General features: G+C 30.8%; 19 protein-coding genes and 1 riboswitch. All 19 genes read right to left on the bottom strand.

The genetic code is table 11. The features are described 5' to 3' along the window. Positions 1-119: 119 nt before the first annotated feature. A complete protein-coding gene (locus tag DY168_RS06015) occupies positions 120-815 on the bottom strand; it encodes a CbiQ family ECF transporter T component (protein WP_115640944.1) in 696 nt (231 codons plus the stop codon). Next, complete coding sequence (locus tag DY168_RS06010) at positions 800-1,072, bottom strand: energy-coupling factor ABC transporter substrate-binding protein (RefSeq protein ID WP_115640943.1); 273 nt, start codon at positions 1,070-1,072, stop codon at positions 800-802. The genes DY168_RS06015 and DY168_RS06010 overlap by 16 nt, the downstream gene beginning before the upstream one ends. Position 1,073: 1 nt before the next feature. Continuing rightward, on the bottom strand, positions 1,074-1,760 hold the full coding sequence (locus DY168_RS06005) for an energy-coupling factor ABC transporter permease (protein ID WP_423237247.1): 687 nt from the start codon (positions 1,758-1,760) through the stop codon (positions 1,074-1,076). A gap of 146 nt (positions 1,761-1,906) precedes the next feature. Beyond that, positions 1,907-2,087, bottom strand: a riboswitch (cobalamin riboswitch). A gap of 26 nt (positions 2,088-2,113) precedes the next feature. Next, complete coding sequence (gene cobJ / locus DY168_RS06000) at positions 2,114-2,842, bottom strand: precorrin-3B C(17)-methyltransferase (RefSeq protein WP_115640942.1); 729 nt, start codon at positions 2,840-2,842, stop codon at positions 2,114-2,116. A gap of 2 nt (positions 2,843-2,844) precedes the next feature. Continuing rightward, positions 2,845-3,696, bottom strand: a complete 852-nt coding sequence (locus DY168_RS05995) for a GHMP family kinase ATP-binding protein (protein ID WP_115640941.1) — start codon at positions 3,694-3,696, stop codon at positions 2,845-2,847. An 8-nt stretch (positions 3,697-3,704) separates the two neighbouring features. Next, the gene (locus DY168_RS05990) at positions 3,705-4,469 is read right to left on the bottom strand and encodes a cobalt-precorrin-6A reductase (RefSeq protein ID WP_115640940.1); all 765 of its coding nucleotides are present in this window, start codon (positions 4,467-4,469) and stop codon (positions 3,705-3,707) included. Between the two features lie 4 nt (positions 4,470-4,473). Then, complete coding sequence (gene cbiG, locus DY168_RS05985; protein ID WP_115640939.1) at positions 4,474-5,457, bottom strand: cobalt-precorrin 5A hydrolase; 984 nt, start codon at positions 5,455-5,457, stop codon at positions 4,474-4,476. Next, complete coding sequence (cobM, locus tag DY168_RS05980) at positions 5,457-6,209, bottom strand: precorrin-4 C(11)-methyltransferase (protein ID WP_115640938.1); 753 nt, start codon at positions 6,207-6,209, stop codon at positions 5,457-5,459. The genes cbiG and cobM overlap by 1 nt, the downstream gene beginning before the upstream one ends. Positions 6,210-6,228: 19 nt before the next feature. Further along, positions 6,229-6,894, bottom strand: coding sequence for a cobalt-factor II C(20)-methyltransferase (locus DY168_RS05975; protein ID WP_115640937.1), 666 nt, complete (start codon positions 6,892-6,894; stop codon positions 6,229-6,231). A gap of 31 nt (positions 6,895-6,925) precedes the next feature. Then, positions 6,926-7,486: a precorrin-6Y C5,15-methyltransferase (decarboxylating) subunit CbiT gene (gene cbiT, locus DY168_RS05970; protein ID WP_115640936.1), complete on the bottom strand. Its 561-nt coding sequence runs from the start codon at positions 7,484-7,486 to the stop codon at positions 6,926-6,928. A gap of 12 nt (positions 7,487-7,498) precedes the next feature. Beyond that, on the bottom strand, positions 7,499-8,101 hold the full coding sequence (gene cbiE / locus DY168_RS05965) for a precorrin-6y C5,15-methyltransferase (decarboxylating) subunit CbiE (RefSeq protein WP_115640935.1): 603 nt from the start codon (positions 8,099-8,101) through the stop codon (positions 7,499-7,501). A gap of 12 nt (positions 8,102-8,113) precedes the next feature. Continuing rightward, complete coding sequence (gene cbiD / locus DY168_RS05960; RefSeq protein WP_115640934.1) at positions 8,114-9,202, bottom strand: cobalt-precorrin-5B (C(1))-methyltransferase CbiD; 1,089 nt, start codon at positions 9,200-9,202, stop codon at positions 8,114-8,116. Positions 9,203-9,260: 58 nt separating this feature from the next. Beyond that, positions 9,261-9,884: a precorrin-8X methylmutase gene (locus DY168_RS05955; protein ID WP_115640933.1), complete on the bottom strand. Its 624-nt coding sequence runs from the start codon at positions 9,882-9,884 to the stop codon at positions 9,261-9,263. A gap of 79 nt (positions 9,885-9,963) precedes the next feature. Beyond that, a complete protein-coding gene (locus DY168_RS05950; protein ID WP_115640932.1) occupies positions 9,964-11,301 on the bottom strand; it encodes a cobyrinic acid a,c-diamide synthase CobB in 1,338 nt (445 codons plus the stop codon). A gap of 4 nt (positions 11,302-11,305) precedes the next feature. Continuing rightward, complete coding sequence (locus DY168_RS05945; RefSeq protein WP_242984063.1) at positions 11,306-12,409, bottom strand: pyridoxal phosphate-dependent aminotransferase; 1,104 nt, start codon at positions 12,407-12,409, stop codon at positions 11,306-11,308. 107 nt (positions 12,410-12,516) lie between these two features. Continuing rightward, on the bottom strand, positions 12,517-13,476 hold the full coding sequence (gene cbiB / locus DY168_RS05940) for an adenosylcobinamide-phosphate synthase CbiB (protein ID WP_115640931.1): 960 nt from the start codon (positions 13,474-13,476) through the stop codon (positions 12,517-12,519). Positions 13,477-13,489: 13 nt separating this feature from the next. After that, on the bottom strand, positions 13,490-14,974 hold the full coding sequence (locus DY168_RS05935) for a cobyric acid synthase (RefSeq protein ID WP_115640930.1): 1,485 nt from the start codon (positions 14,972-14,974) through the stop codon (positions 13,490-13,492). Positions 14,975-14,985: 11 nt separating this feature from the next. After that, positions 14,986-15,831, bottom strand: coding sequence for a sirohydrochlorin cobaltochelatase (locus DY168_RS05930; RefSeq protein WP_115640929.1), 846 nt, complete (start codon positions 15,829-15,831; stop codon positions 14,986-14,988). A 55-nt stretch (positions 15,832-15,886) separates the two neighbouring features. Then, complete coding sequence (gene hemL, locus DY168_RS05925; protein WP_115640928.1) at positions 15,887-17,173, bottom strand: glutamate-1-semialdehyde 2,1-aminomutase; 1,287 nt, start codon at positions 17,171-17,173, stop codon at positions 15,887-15,889. Between the last annotated feature and the right edge of the window lies 1 nt (position 17,174).

Below are 17,174 nucleotides of genomic sequence, written 5' to 3'. Positions count from 1 at the left end.
TACTAGATGTAGATTTATATTATATTGTGTTTATTATATCAGAAAAAAATAATTATATAAAGTTTTTATAGAAAATAAGAGGCTTAAAAGACACATTATATCTTTTAAGCCTCTTAATGTTAAATAATCATAATTAAACTTATAATAAATAAATATATACCTATCAACAACATATGTTTAATATTAATATTATTATAATTTGCGGTATAATTTAAAGTTCCATTGTAACATCTACTATTTATAGCATCTTTTATACTATCCCACCTTCTAAGTGTATTCACAAAAAGTAATCCAGCAATTTTAGAGCTATTCCTAATTTTAAGATTAAAGGTATCAAATCCATTTCTACTTTTAACTGAACTAGTCATTATAATAAGTTCATCTTCTAAAAGTAATATAAATCTTTCCATACTCTTAGCTATATCACAAAAATCTTGTAAATATTTAGATTTGTGAAGCATATTTAAAATGTCATCCATAGGTGTGGTAAGTGATAAATAACCTACACAAAGCCCCCCAGAAAAAGACTTAGCTATTATTAAAAATGTAGCTTTGGCCCCATAATCTAAGAAAAAGGTTATGGATGAAATTAAGGCAAATGCTGCTGTACCTAATGAAAACTTCATTACTATATTAAAATAATGCTTATTTTTAAAATGCAGAAACCCGAAAAATACTATGTTTATTATTATTGGTAAATAACTTTTGCTAAACCCTAAAATTATAATAGCACCTAATGATATAACTATCTTTTCTAAAGGATTTACCATTGATTTATGACTGACTTTAGAAAGAAGTATTACTTCTTTGAGCATACAGTTTTTCTACCAATATAGTAACCTATGAATCCAGCACCTGCAGCTGCTTGTAATGCAAATAAAAAGCTTTCTATTTCTCCTGATGGTGGCTCCCATATGTGGCTAAACCATGGTTCATAAGAAGCATCTATTTCCATTATAGCCTCTTCTGCCATAGAGTCTGCCCCTTCAAACTCACCGTCTCTTCCAATTACAAGTGCTCCTACTATTATGATGAAACATAAAACTATCATGGTTATCATTTTCTTTTTCATATTATTTCACCCCGCCTAATGATATTAATTCTTCGTTAGAATGTTTTTCAATAAATTCAAATATCCCAACTGTTAAGATTCCTTCTATTACAGCAAGTGGAACTTGTGTTATAGCAAATATCCCTATAAATTTTATAAAGGAGGCTAAAACTCCACCATCTGTAGCTGGAAAGGCTAATCCTAGTTGTAATGAGGTGACTATATATGTAACCAAATCTCCTAAGGCTGCTGCTAAAAACACAGCTAATCTTTTATTCTTATTTTTTAGTGCCCTATAAATAATATAAGATATCATAGGTCCTACAATCCCCATAGAAAATACGTTAGCTCCTAAAGTTGTAATACCACCATGTGCTAAAAATATTGCTTGGAATAGTAATACTATACTTCCAACAACGCTCATAACATAAGGTCCAAATAATATAGCTCCAAGGCCTGTACCTGTAGGATGAGAACTACTACCGCTAACTGATGGTAGCTTCATTGCTGACAGTACAAATGCGTAGGCTGCAACTAAGGCTAATAACATCTTTAAATCTTTGTTATCTTTTGTTTTACTCTTTATATCCCTGAGCCCTAGTATGAAAAATGGTGCACTTAATGCAAAGTAAACTACACACCATAAAGGACTTAAAAATCCCTCTACAATATGCATTGCATTTGCCATGTAGGTACCTCCCAAAAACATTAGTAACGATAAAATAAAAACACTTTTTTTCTTCACTTCTTTTCCTCCTGCTAATTTATATTTATACAAAAAATGACGCCCTAAGGGCGTCATTAGTATACAAAATCATTAATTACTCTGATTTTACTAATACCTTCCCTCCGAAAGCTTATTTGTCTATTTAGGCAGGTCTCCTGGCTTATGAATCATCCTCCCCTTACCCTTCCCTCATTTGAAGAAGTGGCATGTAAGGTTCGTACTCAAATACAGTAGCGGGGGCTGCTGTGGATTTTACCACATTCCCTTTTCACCTTTAATAAAAAAGGCACCTAAACTTTTATTAACTTTTTAATTATCTCTTATATATATTCTACCTACCTACTCAAATATCCTCTAGGTGTAAGAAATTTATTTGCTTTTATGTAACTTTCACTATTTCCTATAATTACAATAGTAAACATATCTACATTAGTGTCTTCAAAAGTATCTAAAGTGAATATCTCCTTTTTTTCACCATCTCTAAGAGCATTTTTCACAATAGCCACAGGTGTACTTCCTTTTCTAAAAGTTTTTATTATATCTATACATTCTCTTAGATAATTTGGTCTACCCTTACTTTTAGGATTATATAATGAAATTACAAAGTCTGCACTTGCAGCAAGTTCTACTCTTTTTTTAATTAATGAATATGGTGTCATAAGATCACTTAAGCTAATATTGCAATTATCATGCATTAAAGGTGCACCTACCATAGATGCAGCTGCTGAAGCCGCTGTTATACCCGGTATAACCTCTACACTATCCATATCTTCTTCTTTACATAACTCTAATATAAGCCCAGCCATACCATATATTCCAGCATCTCCAGTACTAACTATAGATACAGTTTTACTTTCTGCCATACTTAAAGCTTGCTTACATCTTTCCTCTTCTCCCTTCATCCCTGTTGCATAAACTTCTTTACCTTCAATTAAGGACTTAATCATATCTATGTATTTTACATAACCTACAATAACTTCACTTTCTTCTAAGGCCTTTCTTGCCTTTATTGACATATGTTCAATGCCTCCTGGACCCATTCCAATTACATATAACTTTTTCATACTTATACCTTCTTTCTATATCTATCAATAGAACTCAAAGTCTTTATTCCATAACATCTATAATCCTTAACCTTTATATTTAAATCTAAACCTTTTTTAAGACTTTGTTCATCTTCATATATTATACCTAAAACATCACCACTATGAGCCCCTATTATACCAAGGCCTTCAGTATATTCACATATTTTAATAACATCATTTAAAATGGAGTAATGCAGTCTTCCTTCATTTAAAACAATACTATCTGTACTTACTTTTGCTAACTTTCTAATACTTTTCTCATTAAAAGCTTCCATTAAGTCTTTTTCTAAATAATCTAATTTAGCTAAACCACCTATTGATGTGTTATTAAAATCTATAGTATTTATTAATCTTTGACCTTCATATACCATAACATAAAACTCCATATAATTTCCAAGTTCTAAAGAAAACTTACCATCTTTATATTGAAACAATGTAGCATTTTCAAATATTATACTATCTGTAGGCTCTATAGATACAGCTAGCACTATGAGTTCTTCTTCTGAAAACTTTTTGTTAAAGCATTTTAATAAACAATTATATAAGGCACATATATCTGCAGTGCTACTAGCAAATCCTTTTCCTCTTGGTATATCTGATTTAATGTTTATTATAAAGTCTTTATAAAGCCTCTCATATCCCCAAGTTTTAAGGACAGCTTTTAAAAATTCATAGCATTTATTATTATTTTTATCTAAATCTATTCTCTTTTCCTCTTTTAAGGTAACCTCAGTATATATATCGCAAGGAAAAGATAAGAGCAGATCCTTATCTTTCATGTTCCCTTGAAATATTTCCCCAAGGCTACCAGGGTATTTGCTTACATAATTCATAAATACCCCTATAAAATAGAGCTTAGATACTCTGAAAGCTTAGCCTCATCATTAAAACAAAGCGCATTAGGTTTGTCTTTGCGACCTATAACAGCAACCCATAAATCTAGTTCTATGGCAGCTTCTATCTTTTCTATAGTTCCACCTTGAACTCCGCTATCCTTCATAACTATAATTTTAGCATCAAAAGCCTCTATAAATGCTTTATTTAAAGCTTTATCTAAGGGTCCTTTTATAGCAATTATATTCTCTACAGTAGCGCCTGACTTTAAACAAATATCTATAGATTCTATAGTAGGTAGCACTCTATGAATTATCCTATTTTGTATATTCATCGAGGTAAATTTATTTACATTTCTACTACCCGTTGTATTTAATACATTTCCGTTTAAATACCTTAGTTCTTCTTCTAACCTTTGGTAGTCCTCTACTAATATAAGCTTATGATAATCTTTATATTTATCTATTGTAGATTTTCTCTCATACCTTATGTAGGTTATATTTCTCTTTTCACAAACCTCTATAGCATTTTTTGTAACCACCTCGGCATAAGGATGTGAAGCATCTATTAATACTTTTATATTATGTTTTATCATCATAGCTTCAAGCTGATCTTTATCTAAAGGTTTAGTGTTTATATATTTATATTTATACTCTTTTAATAATTCTCCACCATATTCAGTAGCCGTAGACACAAATATGTCTTCTGTATACTTATTTATTAAAGATAATAATTTCTTTCCTTCAGAAGTACCTAAAATTAATCCTATCATTACACTATCCCTCCAATTCTCCTATGCATAAGGTCATGCCCTCTAAGGATAATCTTTTTGTAAATGCTATAGCTCCTGCAAGCTCTAAAACAGGTTCCGCCACAGATCTAACTCCAATTGTCTTTTCTACAAAATCACTTCCTGGATATTTATGCTGAACCTTTTTTATTTCCTCTAAGGGAAATATTTTAATATCACATTTGAGCTTTTTACATAAATTATTTATTGCAAGTTCATCCTTTTTTACTTCCACTGTAGATATATATCTTACTGCTCTTTTATCAATATTATAATACTCTAACTTTTCTAAAACCTTATCCATCATCTCTTTGGGATCATAATCCTTTTTACATCCAATTCCTAAAACTATATCCCGTCTTATAAGCTTTAAACAAGGCTTATTATATGAATCTACTTTGTTTTTATTAGTTATAATAACAGCTCCTAGACTTTCTAATAAATCCTTTGTGTATCCTTTAGGTATATTTATTAAAGATCTTTCATCTTTAAAATATACCTTCCTATCCTCTACTAATAGAGAGGATATAGCCTTAGCTTTGTCTAAGTCATCAATAAGTAAGCTGTTATTTTTAGCAATGATGTCTGGAGCTACTTTACCTAAGTTATCAGTCGCTGTAGTTATTATAGGTTCTGCATTTAATATTTCTGCAAGTGTTATACAAAGATCATTAGCTCCACCTAAGTGTCCACTTAAAACACTTATTACATATTTACCTGCATTATCTACTACCACCACCGCTGGATCCTTATCCTTAGTTGTAATATTAGGTGCTATTGACCTTACTGCAATACCTATGGCACCTATAAATACTATACCTTCATAATCTTGCATCAATGTTTTAGTTAATTTATAAACATCAAAATCTTCTTCACCTTTTTTATAATAATGATCTAATGATATATGATCTTTCAACTTATTTACAATAGCTTTTCCCCTAGATGTAAAAGTTATTATAGCAAGTTTCATTATTTTCCCTTTCTATACATATGAGAAAAACTCTCATCATAAAGAAGACTCTTTTCATAATCACAATCTATAAAATCACCAACTAAAATTTGTGCACATTTAACTATCTTAGCTTCTTTAACCTTTTCTGATATATTGTCTAACGTTCCAATCAAAATTCTTTCATCTTCCCACGTAGCTCTTTCCACTACTGCAATAGGTACATCTCCCCTGCCATAACCTTTCTTAAGTTTAGCTACTACCTTATCTATCATAGATATAGAAAGGAATATTGCCATAGAAGCATTAGTCCTTGCAAGTATTTCTAAGTCTTGGTTAGCTGGAACGGGAGTCCTTCCCTCAACCCTTGTTAATATAACAGTTTGACTTACAGATGGTAATGTAAATTCTTTTTTTATAGCTGCTGCTGCCGCTGAAAAAGAGCTTACTCCTGGTATAACTTTATACTCAATATCATACTTTTCAAGCTCATCCATCTGTTCTTTTATAGCACCATATATAGCCGGGTCCCCTGTATGAAGCCTTACGATTGTTTTATCCTCTCCATGAAACTCTCTAATAACTTCAATAACCTCAGGTAAGGTCATAGAAGCTGAGTTATATACCTTCGAACCTTCCTTACAAAACTTTAAATGCTCGGAATTCACAAGAGATCCCGCATATATTATTACATCTGCCTTTGAAAGTATTTCTCTTCCCTTTACAGTTATAAGATCCACATCTCCAGGGCCTGCGCCAATAAAATAAACCATATTATCTTCTCCTTTTAAATTATATTTTGTTTGCAATTATTAAAGACATATATTCTTTTTGTTTTGATATCTCAGCCTTATCTTTAAGAACAGTTTGACCTTCTCTTCCAGCTCTTTTTATATATACATAATCATAACCTTTTTCTTCTAAAAAGTTTATAACATCTTCTTCTATCTTATAAACTTTCATTATTACTATATATTTTTCATCTTTTATAGCATCTAATCTATTAGCTGGTAATATTAAAAGTGGTTCATCACCAATTACTAAAGGTTGTTTTGCAATGCTTGCACAAGCACAAAAGGATGTTATTCCAGGTACTGTCTCAGTTTCATACCCCTTTTCTTCTACATACTTTAATAAATATATATAAGTGCTATATACAAAAGGGTCTCCTATAGTTAAGAAAACTACGTCCTTACCTTCTATAAGTTTTTCTTCAATAGATTTAAATGCCTCATAAATCTTTTCTTCTTGGTCATTTGATCCCATAGGGAAATGTTTTACCAAAACTTCTGCATCTTCATTTATGTAATCTTCAGCAACTTCATGAGCTATGCTCTTACCACCAGACATGGCACTTGGAACTACAATAACTTTTGCATCTTTAATAATATTCATAGCTTTTATAGTAAGTAGCTCTTTATCTCCAGGTCCTACTCCAACCCCATACAATTTAGCCATACTCTTTCCTCCTAAAAATCTTAATTATACTTTATCTTGTAGCCTCTAATATGAAAATAGGGTTATTTGCAAATAACATAGAAGCTTTTCCCTTAGTCTTACTTACGGATATTTGACTACATTCCACCTTAAAACCTAAAGATTTTAAGGTACTCATTGATTTGTATAAATTATCTATAGTTATAAAGTTTAAAACCATCTTACCGTCTTCTTTAAGCAACGATGAATAATTTATTATAATCTCTTCAACGTTTCCTCCACTACCACCTATAAATATTCTATTAAACTCTCCTTTTATATCATTAAAAACCTTAAGAGCTTCACCTTCTATAATTTTTATATTTGAAGCCTTAAATTTATCTATATTCTTATATATAACCTCTAAAGCTGCTGGATCTTTCTCTATACCTATAACTTGCCCTTTTAGACACATTTTAGATGCTTGAATAGTAACACTACCTGTACCAGCCCCTACATCTAAAACCCTATGTTCTTCACTAATATCGAGCTTTGCTATACTTAATATTCTTATCTCTTCTTTTGTCATAGGACAATCGCCTCTTAAAAATTCTTCATCCTTTATAAACGCCATATTTAAATCCTCCTAAAATGATTCTACCATTATTACACATAGATAAGAAAACTCTTTATCTAATAAATTATAACTATAATCTATAGTTATAATTTCATTATCATAGGAAAGATCCTCACCTACATAAACCTTTGCTTTAATATTATTGTCATTAAGCTTATTACATAAAATAGAAGGAGTATTATTCCTATCTGTTAACCAAAAAGAACGACTATTTTCTTTAACTTTATGTATAAAGTCCTCTTCCCTTCCATGAACACTTCCTAAGTATGCGTGATCTAAGGCCTTATTAATTTTTGATGCGAAGTATTGAATTGAGCTAATGCCAGTAATTATATTAGTTTCACCTTTATAATTTCTATTTATAAAGTCACTTATTCCATAAAAAGAAGGGTCTCCTGAGGCAATTATAGATATGGTTTTCCCATAATACTTTTCTAGAACATCTAAAACTTCACTTAAAGACTTTATACCAATCTTTTTATCTTTTGAAACATCTATACCATCTAACGCCCTACTAAAACCTATTATAATATCACTTTCATTTAAAACCTTTATGGCCTTTGGTAATATATAATCCTTATGACCTGGTCCAATGCCTACTACATAAACCATTATTTCACCTCACTAATCATGGATTTTGCACAGTACTTTTCTATTTTTTGTGTCACAAAACATTATAACTTCTGCCTTTAATGTTTTATAACAATAATTTTCTACTCTATTTTTAATCTTTTTACCTATGTTATAATAAACTTCACTATATTCCTCTGGGATTAACTTAATAGCACCATCTGTGGTCTTTTGAGAATATATAAGATTTACTAAATCTTTATTTGCTCCAATTAGTGCAAGTTCTAGAGCTAAAACCTCAAGCCTTACATCACAAACCCTGCTGTGAGTTTGAAAACATCCAGCGGATATCTTGGAAAGCTTCCCTATATGACCCACTATTAATACGTTTTTCACAGAGTGTTCCATGCATATATCTAATGCGAAACCTACATAATTCGATATTATAACTATATCTTCCAGGATATATCCTTCACTTAGCGCTTGTTCTTCTCCTATATTACCGAAAACTAAAACTAAAACTTTGCTTCCCTTTTTAATTTTTTGTTCTAGTTCAATCTTTATGGATTCTTTTATAGCATCCTCCGACATAGGCGTTACTATACCCGTTGTACCTAATATGGATATTCCACCTACTATTCCAAGCCTTGGATTAAATGTTCTTTGTGCTACTTCTTCTCCCCTTGGCACAAATATGGTTATCTCAACACCATAACCACTTGGAATTACAGCTTTAACTTCTTTTTCTATCATAGTTCTTGGTATAGGATTTATAGCAAAGCCACCTTTTTCTATAGGTAAACCTATTTCCGTAACCACACCAATACCTTTTCCAGCCTTTAAAATGTATCCACTGTCTTTTAAAGTAGCCCTAGCCCAAATTTCCATTCCATTTGTGGCATCAGGATCATCTCCACCATCCTTTAAGACACAACATTCTACATAATTTTCACCTCTATTAAACTTTTCAATTGGTATATTAAGCTTCATAGCTCTTGGTGTATCAATATGTATAATAGAAATATTATCTTTATGGTTAAATAACATTACAGTTGCAGCCTTAGCTGCAGCTGCAGCGCAGGAACCTGTTGTATATCCACATCTTAGACTCTTTCCATTAAAATTAACATATAGGTCAAGCAATCTTTTCACCTCTTTAAATATCTCATTTTATACCGCATCTATATTAGATAAAATAACTTTATCTTTTAGTTATCATATATAAGAGTGCATTTACTATAGATGCAGCCACACCGCTTCCACCTTTTCTACCTCTTATAGTTATCATAGGTAAATTCATCTTTTCTATTTCTTCCTTTGATTCACTAGCCCCTACGAATCCTACAGGTGCTCCTATAATAAATGCAGCTTTTCCGATTCCACCTTCTGTAAGTTCCTTAAGTTTAAATAGAGCTGTAGGTGCGTTTCCAAAAACAAAGAACTCTACGCCCTCTTCTAAAGCTGTTTCTACTGCAGCCATAGATCTTGTTATTCCTTTTTCCTTAGCTAACTTAAAGGTTTCCTCTTTATTTACATAACATATTACCTTACACCCTAATTGTTCTAAAGCCTTTTTGTTAATTCCCGATAATGCCATATTAGTGTCAGTATATATTGTTATGCCCTTTTTTAATAATTCTTTTGCCTTATCTATAGAACCTTCTCTTATATATATTAAATCTTTATATTCAAAATCCGCTGTAGTATGTATAACTCTTTTTACTATTAATAGTTCTTCCTTTGAAAAGCTACTTTCTCCCATTTCACTACCTATTATCTCAAAACTCTTTTTTTCTATATCCATTGGTACCTTTATATAATCCATTTAATCACTTCCTCCATATCTTTAGTAAGTCCTTTTTTAAAAGTCTACCTTTACTATATTAAACTTTTAATAATTTTCATTATATATTTTCCTCAATCTTTACACCTTTTAACAAACCTTCTATAAAACCCATATTATTATAAAAGTGTAAATGAGCATAAGATCCTAATGTATTATTTTTATAATATCCACAATTCCATATCTTTGTATTACCATTGTAAAGAATCTTTTTTAATTCATAAATCTTTTCTTCCTCTAAGTTTACAGAAGACTTGTGAAACTCATGGCAATTCATTGTAAATCCTTTTGGTAATAATTTAGTACCTTCAGTAACCTTAAGGGTTGCATACCCAAAATTTTGAAGCCTTTTATTCATAACTGCATCACCTTTAAAGAAACCAACCATGTCACTGCCTTCTATAGAATCACAAAGATACATAAGACCTCCACATTCAGCATAACAAAATGTTCCTGATTTTAGTGCGTTATTTATACTAATCCTCATAGACTCATTTTTACTTAATTCTTCTTTAAATATTTCTGGATATCCACCACCTATATATAAAAAATCTGTATCCTTTGGTATACATTCATCATTAAGAGGACTAAAAAACTTAACATTTGAAGCCTTTTTTAATATTTCAATGTTTTCTTCATAATAAAAGGAAAATGCCTTATCTCTAGCTATAGATACATTAATATTCCTATATTTTATATCTCTTATTGGTTCGTAGCTTAAAGTTACTTCCTTAAAACTTTCTAGTAAAGATTCCATATCTATATGCTTATAAGCAAGATCACTTATATAATCTATCTTTTCTTTAAGATCATGTATTTCGCTACTTTGAACAAGTCCTAAATGTCTACTATCAAGGTTAATATTTTCATCCTTTGGTATATATCCAAATACTTTTAAATTACAATGTTTTTCTATGGCAAGCTTTAATATTTTATAATAACTTTCGGTTATATTATTAAGTATTACGCCTGCTATATTTACATCATCAAAATTCTTTATACCATTTATTTCTGCACAAAGAGTAATACTTTGACCACTAGAAGATATTATAAGAATCACGGGTAAATTTAAGGTTTTTGCTACATGAGCTGTAGAATATATATTTTCTATTCCTTTACCGTCATATAACCCCATGACTCCTTCTATTATTCCTAAGTCCTTTTCTTTAGAATTTTCATCATATATTTGTTTTACCGCATCTTCACCTGTTAAAAATAAATCTAAATTTCTAGATTTATTTCCAGTTATATAACTATGAAAGGCTGTATCTATATAGTCTGGTCCTACCTTATATGGCTGAACCTTATATCCTTTTCTTATAAGACTATTAATTATACCTAATGTTACTGTAGTCTTACCTCCACCACTTTTATTAGATGAGAATATTATACTTTTCATATTCTTACACCTCTTTTTCTATAACTTTTAACTCTTTTTCTATAACCTTTAACGCTTTTACTAAAATAGAGTTTTTATACCTATCCTTTACTGCAAATCTTACATTATATTCGTCAATACCCTTATAATTATCACAAACTCTTATTAGTATATCTTTTTTTAAACAGTATTCGTAAAGCCTTTTTCCTGTTATACCCTTTAATCTACACAATAAAAAGTTTCCTGAAGATTTATAAATAACCTCTATGAACTCTATGTCCTTTAGTGATCTTACAAGTATTTCTCTAGAAGACTCTACCCAATTTAAGCTATCTTTAATATAATCTTCATCTTTTAATACTTCTAAAATAGCCAGTTCTCCAAAACAATTTATATTCCACGGAATTTGTTTGTTTTTTAAGGTATCTATTAACTTTTTATTCTTACTTACTCCATATCCTACTCTTAGGCCAGGTAGTGCAAAAAACTTAGTTAAAGCTCTTATTATAAATAGACAGTTATAACTTTTAATATCTTCTACAAGACTTAAGGATTCATCCCCTGCAAATTCAATAAATGCCTCATCAACAATAACTGTTATTGAGTTTTTCTCACAAATATCTAATATTTCATAAAAGCTTCTTTTATCTATTAACCCTCCATTAGGATTATTAGGGTTTCCAAGTATTAAGGCATTATAATCCAATACATTACTTTTAATATCTTTATAATCTAACTCCATATTACTATCTAAGTAAGAATATCCTATTTTAGAAAAAACCTTCTTTGCACATTCTTCGTATTCTATAAAAGAGGGTACTACTATTAGAATCTTTTCAAAATTGCTAACGGCTAGCTGTATTATTTCAGCTGCCCCATTACCAAGTATTATTTCTTCCTCTTCTACTAAACCTTTTAAATATTCTTTTATGGCCTTTTTTGATTCCCTGTAATGTATATCAGGATATCTTTCAATTGCGTTTATGGCCTTATCCATATTTTTTATAAACGACTTTGGAACTCCTAAAGGATTTACATTAGAGCTAAAATCTAAAAGATTTTTATTTTTAAATAACCCTTCTGTATATATATCTCCACCGTGCTTTGCTACAGGTTCATCTATTTTCAAATTTATCCTCTCCTACTGCTTAAAAAACTAATGAATTCTTAACACATTTTTTTTAACTTAATAGTATATCCCCTTCATATTTTATAATTATCTTACATTAATTAAAATTAAAAATTAAACTTAATGTAGGATCCATAAATTATTAAATAAAGAAGATAAAAAATCACTTCACTAAAATACATGATTTTAATGGTATCTATTATATGTACTGATTCAAGTTCCATTTTCCCATCTCCAATGGTGGGCTTTTCTACCATCTTACCAAAGTAATTGTTAGTTCCACCTAATTTAATATTTAATGCTCCAGCCACAGCACCTTCAGGATAAGCACAATTAGGGCTCTTATGATTTTTTCTATCTCTTATCATTATCTTAAATGAATGTTTAATATTTCCCTTAACTAATGGAGATACAAGACACATTAGCACTCCTGTAATTCTTGCGGGTATATAGTTAAATACATCATCAATCTTTGCTGGAAAGTATCCTATATATCTATATCGATCATCCATATATCCAAGCATAGAATCCATTGTATTTATAGCCTTATATAACATAGCTAAAGGAACTCCACCAAGAACTGCATAAAATAGTGGTGCAATAACTCCATCAGCAGTATTTTCTGCTACTGTCTCTATATCTGCCCTTATAATTTCTTTTTTACTTAAACATTCTGTATTTCTTCCTACTATATAAGATAGGTGAAGTCTTGAAGCTTCAATATCATTCTTTATTAAATCATCATGTATCTTTTTACCTTCTTTATGAAGGCACCTAGCAGCTATTGTTGTCCAAAGGAAAAATATATTAACTATATGATATATTATCTTGTAATTACTTATTAATCTTAGAATAACATATGGAATTCCAAAGCTTAAAAGGCATAATACAATTACTATAAATAATCCATAACCTTTTAATTTCTTTTCATCCTTAATTACTTTTCTCCCTTTGTTTTCTAAAAATTTTATAACCTTCCCCATATATATGGTTGGATGAGGAAATGAATATGGGTCACCTATTATCCAATCTACTATTATAGCCAAAGCTAAATCTATTAAAATCAACTTTTTACCTCCGCTATTTAAGATTTATTATTTTGTATACTTTATCCATATCTAAACTTTCTCTTACTATTTTAGCCAACTTATCTAATTCTTTTTCACGAAGGCTTTCATAGCTTGGAGATTCTCTTTCTTCTAATAACTTCTTTTTCCTTATAGGGTTTAATATATGTTGTCTAAAGGTTGGAGCATCAAATATACCATGTATATAAGTACCCATTATGTTTCCCTTTAGGTTAACTCCTCCATCATAACTAGACTCTTCTTTATCATTAACTTTATTTATCTTTATTATGGATTTAATTTGCGGAGATTTTATAGTTTTCCCAAGGTGTATTTCATAGCCATATATGCTGTTTTTACTTCTTGAAATATTAATTAAAGACCCTTCTACCCTAGTCATAGTTTTTTCTCTTTCAAATATAGTTTCTATATCTAAAAGCCCTAAAGCCTTAACTTCTTTTTCATTAGTTTCTATGCAATAAGGATCTTTTATAGTGTTTCCAAGCATTTGATAACCACCACATATGCCTATTATCATATTGTCATTACTATAATCTTTTATTACATCTTCAAGCCCTGTATCCCTTAAAAAAAGCAAGTCTTCTATAGTATTTTTGCTCCCTGGTATTATAACAAGGTCTGGACTCCCAAAATCCTTCTTATCTCTTACAAATCTTATGGATACGTCCTCTTCACAGCTAAATGCATCAAAATCTGTGAAATTGGATATGTGAGGAAGTCTTATTACTACTATATCTATATCGTTAGTAGCTTTATTATTAAAGGTGATGGCACTATCCTCATCCTCAAGTTTTAATGTAAAGTGAGGTACAACTCCAAGGCAAGGTATTTTTATTATATCTTCAATCATATCTATGCCTGGCTTTAATATGTCAACATCGCCTCTAAACTTATTTATAACAAATCCTTTAACCCTGGATCTTTCGTCTTCTTTTAATAACATCATAGTTCCTGCAAGAGACGCAAAAACACCGCCTTTATCAATATCACCTACTAAAATAACTGGTGCGTCCACAAGTTCTGCCATACCCATGTTTACTATATCTCTATCTCTTAAGTTTATTTCAGCAGGGCTTCCAGCCCCTTCCATAACCATTGCATCATATTCACTTTCAAGTTTCATAAAATCTTCTTTCAGCATATCTTTAAATATAGGCTTTAATTCATGATACTCCATAGCTGATGTATTTCCATAAACTTTTCCCTTTACTATAACCTGGCACCTTTTATCCGTAGTAGGTTTAAGCAATATAGGATTCATATATGCCTCTGGTTCAAGTCCTGCAGCATAAGCTTGAAGTACTTGAGCACGCCCCATTTCCTTTCCATCTAAGGTTATATAGGAATTTAAAGACATATTCTGTGATTTAAAAGGACAAATTTTATATCCATCTTCTTTTAATATTCTACAAAGAGCTGTTACCAAAATACTCTTTCCTACTGAGGATGCAGTACCTTGAACCATTATTTTTGACATATTATCTTCTCCTACCTAAACAAATTTTTTCCTTTTGAAGTCTTACCTAAATTATCATATCTTTTATCTATAACATCCTTTATGTGCTCTACATAAACATCTTGAAACTCAGGTATTTCACCTAGTCCGTGCATATGCAGCTCTACTTCAAATCCTTCTGATTCTAATATGCTTTTCCAGGAATCATCTTCATCACTTGCCATATCATTCTTTGCATGATCCCCTGCTACAACCATTAAAGGTGCTAAAGTTAACTTATTCATGTTCTTAGCCTTTAGTTTTGGAATAATATCTTCTAACGTCGGATATCCTTCTACATTAGCTACTAAAACCCTCTTGTACCCTTTATCTTTTAACACTTGTTGAAAACAAGTATATGCTGCATTAGAGTAATGACTTGTGCCATGTCCCATAAGGACCAAGTTTTCATAAGAATTCAAAAGTTTATCCATAGCCTTTATTAAAATGCTATAATCATCTGGTATTTCTTCTTCATGACCTTTAAAATAAAGCATAGGTCTTCCTACTTTAATACTATTGAAATAATTTTTAACCCTATACTGGTCTACTACATCTTTTATATAATCAAATTCAGCACCGGGTATTATATGAAGTGGTTGAACTATTATATCCTCATAACCATCTTTATATAACTTTTCTAAAGCTTCTTCTGGTGTAAGCTCTATTATGCCGTCTCTTTTCTTTAAAATGTTTATTATAATATGAGCTGTAAAAGCTATTCTAACTTCGTAATCTTTATAAGCTATCTTTACCTTTTCTTCTATAGCATCTATAGTAACCTTTCTAGTATCATAATAAGTCGTTCCAAATGATACCAAAAGAATTGCCTTTTTCATAACTTCACCTCTAAAATTCATTATTTATTTTTCACTTGTAAGTTTTTATAATATATTATTTATATATAGGCTCCCAGCTTCTTAAAGCCTCTAAAAACCTTTCTATATGACATTGTTCCATCTTTACATTTAAGAATAATGCTTCAAATTGTGAAGGTGGTAAGTTAATACCCTTTGTAAGCATATGCTTAAAATATGAAGCATATAATTTAGTATTACTTAGCTTTGCATCGTCATAATTTTCTATCTTATCTAAATCACTAAAGAATATAGTAGACATAGCGCCACATCTATTTATTATTACATTTATACTTTTCTCTTTAGCTACTTGTTTTACCCCATTTTCTAATAAGCATCCTAACTCTTCCATCTTAGAATAATATTCTTGATTATTATATAACTTAGTTAAGGTAGCGTATCCTGCTGCCATAACTAAAGGGTTTCCAGACATAGTACCTGCTTGATATACAGCTCCTAAAGGAGATAACTTTTCCATAATGTCAGCTCTTCCACCATAAGCACCTGATGGTAATCCACCACCCATTATTTTCGCGAAGGTAATTAAGTCTGGCTTTACTCCATAAAGGCTTTGCGCTCCCCTGTAAGCTACTCTAAATCCACTCATAACTTCATCAAACACCAAAAGGGTCCCATTCTCTTTACATAACACGCTAAGCTCTTTTAAGAATTCTTTATTTGAGGGTATTACTCCCATATTACCAGCTACAGGCTCAATTATAATCGCAGCTATCTCTTTGCCACAGGTATTAAATATAGACTTTATACTTCCTATGTCATTGTAATTTGCAATAAGGGTATTTTTTATACTATCTTGTGGTACGCCAAGTGACCCTGGTATACCTTCTGTCATAACTCCTGAACCTGCACTTACTAAGAATCCATCAAAATGTCCATGATAACATCCTGCAAATTTGATTATTTTATCTCTACCTGTATATCCCCTAGCAAGTTTTATAGCACTCATAGTAGCCTCTGTACCGGAGTTAACCATTCTTACCATATCCACATTTTCTAAAGTTTTACACATATGTCTTGCTAGTTTTAATTCAAGGTTTGTAGGTGCTCCAAAAGCTATAGCCTCCTTTGCAGTATCTTGTATAGCCTTTACTACATCTTCATCGCAGTGGCCTAGTATCATAGGTCCCCATGCTCCTACAAAATCTACATATTCCTTTCCCTCTTCATCATATACATAAGTACCACTACCCCTTTTTATTACAGGTGGATTTATATCTAAATCTTTAAATGCCCTAACAGGACTGTTAACCCCTCCTGGCATATATATTTTAGATTCCTCAAAAATCGCATCATTTTTATTCATT

Origin of the sequence: Clostridium putrefaciens, from assembly GCF_900461105.1 — a bacterium.
GTDB classification, from domain to species: Bacteria; Bacillota; Clostridia; order Clostridiales; family Clostridiaceae; genus Clostridium_L; species Clostridium_L putrefaciens.
The sequence above is the reverse complement of the archived record's forward strand: the minus strand, read 5'-3'. Positions and strand labels throughout refer to the sequence as shown.